5 protein-coding genes and 1 pseudogene are annotated in these 7,443 nt (G+C 72.6%); 4 read left to right on the forward strand and 2 right to left on the reverse strand.

All coding sequences use genetic code 11. The features are described from left to right. Positions 1–369 precede the first annotated feature (369 nt). Complete coding sequence (locus ABZ855_RS47875; protein ID WP_360820239.1) at positions 370–963, reverse strand: HhH-GPD-type base excision DNA repair protein; 594 nt, start codon at positions 961–963, stop codon at positions 370–372. 34 nt (positions 964–997) lie between these two features. After that, a pseudogene (locus ABZ855_RS47880) lies at positions 998–1,114 on the reverse strand (SIP domain-containing protein); the annotation flags it as partial. A 78-nt stretch (positions 1,115–1,192) separates the two neighbouring features. Between ABZ855_RS47880 and ABZ855_RS47885 the strand changes: the two are divergent. The 4 genes from ABZ855_RS47885 (at position 1,193) to ABZ855_RS47900 (ending at position 7,335) form a co-directional block, all read left to right on the forward strand. Beyond that, positions 1,193–3,904, forward strand: a complete 2,712-nt coding sequence (locus ABZ855_RS47885; RefSeq protein ID WP_360820241.1) for a GNAT family N-acetyltransferase — start codon at positions 1,193–1,195, stop codon at positions 3,902–3,904. A 44-nt stretch (positions 3,905–3,948) separates the two neighbouring features. Then, positions 3,949–4,428, forward strand: a complete 480-nt coding sequence (locus ABZ855_RS47890) for a cupin domain-containing protein (protein ID WP_360820244.1) — start codon at positions 3,949–3,951, stop codon at positions 4,426–4,428. Continuing rightward, positions 4,425–5,279 carry a glucose 1-dehydrogenase gene (locus ABZ855_RS47895; RefSeq protein ID WP_360820247.1) on the forward strand — a complete coding sequence of 285 codons (855 nt, stop codon included), beginning with the start codon at positions 4,425–4,427 and terminating at the stop codon, positions 5,277–5,279. The genes ABZ855_RS47890 and ABZ855_RS47895 overlap by 4 nt, the downstream gene beginning before the upstream one ends. 235 nt (positions 5,280–5,514) lie before the next feature. Continuing rightward, positions 5,515–7,335: a copper resistance protein CopC gene (locus ABZ855_RS47900; protein ID WP_360820250.1), complete on the forward strand. Its 1,821-nt coding sequence runs from the start codon at positions 5,515–5,517 to the stop codon at positions 7,333–7,335. Positions 7,336–7,443 lie beyond the last annotated feature (108 nt).

The raw sequence follows: 7,443 nt of genomic DNA on the forward strand, positions 1-7,443 counted from the left end.
CCCGCGGCCCGCGGCCCGCGGCCCGGGGGCTGGGCCGCGGGCCAGCGCGAGCTCGGCCGTTGGCGCGGGCGCCAGCTATCGAAGCGCGTGGGGCCGTGTGGGCGCGTCGAGCGACCGGGCGTTGGGGAAGCGTGGCCGCGGCTTGGGCGCTGGATCTCGGGTCAGGACGAGCCGGGCCGTTGTCGCCGCCCACCGATGTGCGTGGGGCCGTGTGGGCGCGTCGAGCGACCGGGCGTTGGGGAAGCGTGGCCGCGGCTTGGGCGCTGGATCGCGGGCCCGGACGAGTTCAGCCGTTGTCGCCGGTCACCGAAGTGCGCGGGGCCGTGCGGGCGCGCCGTCGGAGAGGGCGCGACCGTGCCGCCAGCCGCTCTACTTGCCGGAGGCCTTCGTGGCCTTTGCTGCCGCCTTCATTTCCTGTTTGTGTGCCCGGACCTTGACCAGGGAATCGGGGCCGGTGATGTCGGCGACGGAGCGGAAGGACTTCGGTTCGCCGTAGGGGCCGGCCGCCTCGCGCCAGCCCTTGGGTGTCACGCCGAGCTGCTTGCCGAGGAGGGCCAGGAAGATCTGGGCCTTCTGTTTGCCGAAGCCCGGCAGGTCGGTGAGGCGCTTGAGGAGGTCCTGGCCGGTCGTCGCGTCCCGCCAGACTCCCTCGGCGTCCCCGTCGTAGTGCTCGACGAGGTACTGGCAGAGCTGCTGGATGCGCTTGGCCATCGAGCCCGGGTACCGGTGCACGGCCGGCTTGTCGGAGAGGAGGGCGGCGAAGGCGTCGGGGTCGTACGCCGCGATCTCGTGCGCGTCGAGGTCGTCGGCGCCAAGGCGCTGGGCGATCGTCGCCGGGCCCTTGAACGCCCACTCCATGGGAACCTGCTGGTCCAGCAGCATTCCGGTCAGCGCGGCGAGCGGGCTGCGGCCGAGCAGCGCGTCGGCCTCGGGGTCCTGGGCGAGGTGGAGGGTGACGTCCATGCGTCGATCATGCCCCGAAGGCGGCCGGGGTGCCCTACGGCCGCCAGTAGCCGAGGCCGTGCACCCGCTGCTTCGGCAGGCCCGCCTCCTTGCGGAAGTAGGACCTCAGGGTGCGGGTCGTGGCTGTGTCGCAGGCGATCCAGACGTACGGGAACCAGTCGTGACGGCCGTCACGGTGAAGACGAAGTCCTTGCCCCGGAAGAGCTTGCTGACCAGTGAGGATGCAGATATGGCCACCGAGCTCTACCGCGACGATTGGGGCATCCCGCATCTGCGCGCGGACGACGCGTACGAACTCGCCCGTGGCCAGGGTCGCGTCACCGCCCTCGACCGTGCCTGGCAGCTGGAGGTCGAACGCCACCGCGCACAGGGCACCTCGGCCGCCTTCCTCGGCGCCGACGCGGCCGGCTGGGACGTGTTCGCGAGACGCGCCCGCCTCGACGACACCGCGAGACACTGCTATGCCACCCTGGAGAGACGGGACCCCGAAACCGCCGCCTGGGTACGGGCGTACGTCGACGGCGTCAACGAGGGGCTGGCCGAAGGGGCCGGCCGCGCACCCGAGTTCGCCGCGACCGGCCTCGCCCCCGGCCGCTGGGAGCCCTGGACCCCGCTCGGCGTCTGGCTCGCCACGCACATCCTGTTCGCCGGATTCCCGGCCAAGCTCTGGCGCGAACAGGTTGCGGAACGGCTGGGCGTCGAGGCCGTTGCCCTGTTCGCCACCGACGGGCCCGGTACCTCCGGCAGCAACGGCTGGCTCGTCAGCGGCGAACGGTCGGTCACCGGGCTCCCGTTGATCGCGGGCGACCCGCACCGGTTCATCGAGGCTCCCGGCGTGTACCAGCAAGTCCGGCTGGCCTGCCCGGAGTTCGATGTCGTCGGGCTGGCCGTCCCGGGCGTTCCCGGGATCGCCCACTTCGGTCACACGGGCACGGTCGCCTGGGCCATCACCAACGCCATGGCCGACTACCAGGATCTGTACGAGGAGCGGATTCGCCGTACAGAGGGCGGAGTTGAGGCTCTGGAAGCCGATGGGGCGTGGCGGTCGGCCGATGTCCGCTCGGAGGTGGTCGAGGTCGCGGGCGGAGAGCCGATCGAGGTGGAGGTGATCGAGACCGGGCGCGGGGTGGTCGTGATCGGTCCCGAGGCGGGTCTTGGCAGGGGTACGGGTGGGGACGAGCGCGCGGGAGCGGCGGTCAGTCTGCGCTACCCGCCCCGCGTCACCGGTGACCTCGGCTTCTCCGCCCTCCTCCCCCTCCTCCGTGCCAGCCGCGTCGCCGACGTCGACCGTGCCCTCGACCTGTGGGCCGAGCCCGTCAACGTCGTCCAGGCCGCCGACACCGAGAACGGGCTGCTGCACCGGGTCGCGGGCCACGTCCCCGTCCGCGCCGAGACCAACCGGACCCGGCCGGCGCGGGCCTGGGAACCCGGTCACGAGTGGCACGGGCGGCACGAGACGCCGTACGGCACCGTCGACGACGGGTTCGCCGTCATGGCCAATCACCGGGGGCTCGCGACACCGCTCGGGGTCGAGTTCGCGCCGCCGCACCGGGCGGCCCGTATCCGCGCGCTCCTCGAGGAGCGGGACCAGTGGTCGGCGGCCGACCTGCCCGCCCTCCACATGGACACCCACCTCGCCTCCGCCGCCCCGCTCCTCGACCTCCTCGCCGCCCTCGACGGACTCACCCCCGAGGAGGCCGCCCTGCGCGACCGACTCCTGCGCTGGGACCGCCGGATGGAGGCCCACAGCACCGAGGCGGCCACGTACGCGGACCTGCGTTCCGCCGTCGTACGCCGCCTCGCCGCCCACCCCGCCTTCGCCGCACTGGCCGTCCCGCCCGCGTACCCGGAGGTCTTCCTCCCCTGGCTCGCCCTGCTGCCCCGGATCGCCTTCGCACTCGAAGGGCTCCTGACAGCACGGGAGTTGTACGGGATCGAGCGCGCCGCCCTCGTACGGGAAGCCCTCGCGGAGGTGGCCGCGAAGTCGCCGTCAGGGTCCGGGACCTGGGGCGAGCGGCACCGGCTGCTTCCCTGGCGGGCTCTCGCCCCCACCGCCGACCCGTACGACGAACCCGGGCTCGCCGGCGATCACGACTGCGTGCTGAGCACCTCCTCCGTTCCCGGGCTCACCGACCTCGTGGCGCGCGGGCCCGCCGCCAGGTACGTCTGGGATCTGGCCCGGCGTGAGGACAGCCTCTGGGTGGTGCCCTTCGGCGCCTCCGGGGTGCCGGGCTCCGCCCACCACCGCGATCAACTCCCCCTGTGGACAAGGGGAGAGCTGGTGCCCGTCGTCACCGACTGGGCGCGGCTGACCCGGGAGGACCCGCCGGCCGCCACCCCCTCCTACGCGGACCGTGCCGCCGTGCACGAACAGGTGGTCGACGGATTCGGCACCGTGCGCGTGCTCCGGCTCGACCCCGTCGCCGACGCCCCGGTGGTGCACGGGTGGGCGAGTGCGCAACGGGCCCAGTGCTGGGGGATGAACGGGCTCGGCGAGGAGCAGGTCACCGAGATCTACGGCAACTTGGACACCCTCGACACCCATCACGCCTATCTGGTGGTGAAGGACGGTACGGCGGTCGCGCTGCTCCAGACGTACGAGCCCGAGGCCGACCGGGTGGGCGAGTGCTACCCCGTCGAGCCCGGCGACATCGGCATCCATCTGCTGCTCGCGCCCGCCGGGCCGGAGGGCGGGCAACCCGGCTGGTCGGCCGCGCTGATGGCCGTACTGGCACGGTATGTGCTGGTCGGGCTGGCGCGGCGGCGGGTCGTGGTCGATCCCGATGTGGACAACGAGAAGGCCGTCGCCCGTTTTCTGCGGCAGGGCTTCGTGGCCGGTCCCGTCGTCGTCCTGCCCGAGATCGACCTGCCGGACGTGTATCTGCCGCAGAAGCGCGCCCAACTGGCATTCCTGCCCTGGGAGGTAGCTTTTCCGGGGTGAACCCGAACCCCGATAAACCTGAGCCTGAGCCTGGACCTGGACCTGTGACGGCCGACGCACTGATCGCCCACTACGGACTGGAGCCGATTCCGCGTGAGGGCGGGCTGTTCCGGCGTACATGGGCGGGGCCCGAGCGGGCCGACGGGCGGCCGGAGGGCTCGGCGATCGTCGCGCTGCTGACCGCCGAGCCTGGCGACTTCTCCGCGCTGCACCGGCTTCCCTCCGACGAGGTCTGGCACTTCTACCTCGGCGATCCCCTGGAGATGCTGCTCCTCGCGCCCGACGGCACCACCCGGACGGCCGTGCTGGGGCCCGATTTCCTGCGGGGCCAGGAACCCCAGCTCACCGTTCCCGCCGGTACCTGGATGGGCGCGCGGGTCGTCGAGGGCGGCGCGTTCACGTTCTTCGGGTGCACGATGGCGCCCGGGTTCACCTTCGAGGGGTACGAGCACGGCGACGCCGTCGAGCTGGCCGCGCGTTATCCGGCCGAGGCGGCCCGTATCGAGGCACTGTGTCGGCCATGAGGCCACCCAGGAGTTCCATCAGCGGTTCCACCAGCAGTTCCCACAGCGGTTCCACGCGTCTGCTCGCCGGTCAGGTCGCCCTTGTCACCGGGGCCGGTGGCGGGATCGGGCGCGGGATCGCGTCGCGGTTCGCGGCGGAGGGGGCCGCCGTCGCCGTGCACTGCCGGACCTCGGACGAGGGCGCGCGCGAAGTGGTCGCGCGGATCGAGGAGTCGGGCGGGCGGGCCGTCGTACTGCGGGGCGATCTCACCGTCGAGGACGAGTGCCGGCGGGTGGTGCGGGAGGCCGCCGAGTGGGGCGGCGGACGGCTCGACGCGCTGGTCAACAACGCGGGCGTGCAGCCGGTCCAGGAGCTGGCCGGGATGACCGCCGCGGACTGGCGGGCGGTTGTCGACGCGAACCTGCTGAGCGTCTTCGCCTGTACGCAGGCCGCGGTGGAGGTCATGCGGGAGCAGGTGAGTGGCGAAGGTGGCGACGGTGTCGAGGGTGGTGATGGCGGCAGTGTCACGCACGTCGCGTCCATCGAGGCCGCTCGTCCGGCGCCGGGCCATGCCCACTACTCCGCCTCGAAGGCGGCGGTCGTGATGCACGCCCGGTCGGCAGCCCTCGAGTACGGGCCGTACGGCATCCGCGTCAACACCGTCTCGCCCGGGCTCATCGACCGGGAAGGGCTCGCGGACGACTGGCCGGAGGGTGTGCGGCGATGGCAACAGGCGGCGCCCGTAGGGAGGTTGGGCCGGCCCGAGGACATCGGCGACGCGTGTGTCTTCCTCGCCTCACCGCTGGCGTCCTGGGTCAGCGGGCACGACCTGGTCGTGGACGGCGGGGTCTCCGCCCGGCCCACGTGGTGAAGACCACGGCGAATCCGGTTCCGGCGGGGGTGAGCGGGGCGCCAGGATCGTCCGTACGTATACGAGAGCCGAAAAGTCCCGAAGACGGAGAAGGTACGTGGGCCGACTGCGGAACGAAGGGCGCGACCACCGACGAGCCGTAGAAGGGCAGCGCGCGGTGACCGGCGGACGGACGAAGAGAAGGGGATACCGGGGACACCGGGGATTCCGGGGATTCCGGGGAGTTCAGCGGGCGGTGCTGCTGGGCACCACGCTCGTCCTGCTCCTTCTCATCGGCGGGGCGGGCACCGCGTCCGCGCACGCCGCTCTCCGCAGCACCGACCCCCGCGACGGCAGCGTCCTCGACTCCGCGCCCCGACAGGTCACCCTCACCTTCACCGAGTCCGTCGGTCTGCTCGACGACTCCTTCCGCGCCTTCGATCCGGACGGCCGGCGGGTGAGCACAGGCGAGGCCGAGCATGTCGACGGGCGTTCGGACGCGGTGCGCGTCAGCCTGCCCAAGGGCCTCGGCGAAGGCACGTTCACCGTGGCCTGGCGGGTCGTCTCGGCGGACAGCCACCCCATCTCGGGCGCCTTCACCTTCTCCATCGGCGAGCCCTCAGCGACCCCGGCGGCCATCGACACCGGCCCCACCGAGAACCCGGCCACCAGCGCCCTCTACGACATCGTCCGCTATCTGGCGTACGCGGCCCTGGCCCTGCTCGTCGGCACCGTCGTCTTCGTGCTGCTCTGCCGCCCGTCGAGCACGGACCCGCTGCGCAGGCTGGTCCTGACGGGGTGGTGGGTCCTCCTCGTGTCCACCGTCGCCCTGCTTGTGCTGCGCGGCCCGTACGAGGCCGGCACCGGGCCTTCCGGCGCCTTCGACCCGGCGACGCTGGAACGGACCGTGACGAGCAGGCCCGGCGTGGCACTCCTCGCCCGGATCGCGCTCCTGGCCGCTGCGGCCGTACTCCTGACGGTGGTCGGCCGCCGGAAGCAGCGCGGCACCGAGCCGGTCCTCCTTGGCGCCGGGTGTGCGCTCGCCCTCGGTCTCACGCTGACGTGGGCCGCCGCCGAGCACGCGTCGGCCGGGATCCAGGTGCCGGTGGCGATGGCGTCCTCGGTGCTGCATCTGCTCGCCATGGCCGTCTGGCTGGGCGGCCTCGCGGCCCTGCTCACCCTGCTCCAGGCGGCGGAGCCGCTTTCGGCGTCCACGGTGGGCCGGTTCTCCCGGCTGGCCTTCATATCGGTGGCCGTCCTGACCGTCACCGGCGTCTACCAGTCCTGGCGCGGCCTCGGCTCCTGGGACGCGCTCACCGGTACGTCGTACGGCCGCATCCTGATCGCCAAGCTGTGCGCGGTGACGCTGCTGCTGGTCGCGGCCGGGGTCTCGCGCCGTTGGACGGGGCGGTTGTTGATGCCGGAGGCGGAGGCGGGGGTGGAGGCGGAGGCGGAGGCCAAGGTCGTGGAGCGGGTGCCGGAGACGGTCGGGGGGCCGTCGACCGCGGCCTCCGAGGGCGAGGGCGAGGGCGAGGGAGAAGTCCGCGGTGAAAGCAGCCTCTCCTCTTCTTCCGCCGACCTCTACCGTCGTCGGCTGCGCCGTTCCGTGCTCGCCGAAGTGGCCGTCGGGATCGCGGTGTTGGTGATCACGACCATCCTGACGACCACGTTGCCGGGGCGGGCCGCGGCGGAGGCGGCCGAGGCCGCCACGGACGCGCCGGTGCCCGGGGTGATCACCGCGTCCACGACGACGATCCCCTTCGACGTCGGTACGCCGGGGGGGCATGGCAAGGTGCAGGTCACCCTCGAGCCCGGGCGGGTCGGTGTGAACACCGTGCAGGCCGTGGTGTTCGGTCCCGACGACGGCTTCGCGATCGTCCCCGAACTGCGGCTGTCGTTCTCCCTGCCCAGCAAGAAGATCGGCCCGCTCAATGCCGAGCTGACCGACCAGGGCGGTTACTGGGGCACGAACTCCCTCAATCTGCCGATCGCCGGGACGTGGACCATGAAGGTGACGGTTCGGACGTCGGATGTCGATCAGGTGAGTGTGTCGCGCAAGGTGAAGATCGGCCGCTGAGCGGCACCTGAGGTTCTCGCCCCCGCCGCCCCTACCCGTCCCATCCCTGGGGGCTGCGCCCCCAGACCCCCCTTTCGGCCCTGAAGGGGCCTCGTCCTCAAACGCCGG

The organism is Streptomyces sp. NPDC047042 (assembly GCF_040644035.1).
GTDB lineage: Bacteria > Actinomycetota > Actinomycetes > Streptomycetales > Streptomycetaceae > Streptomyces.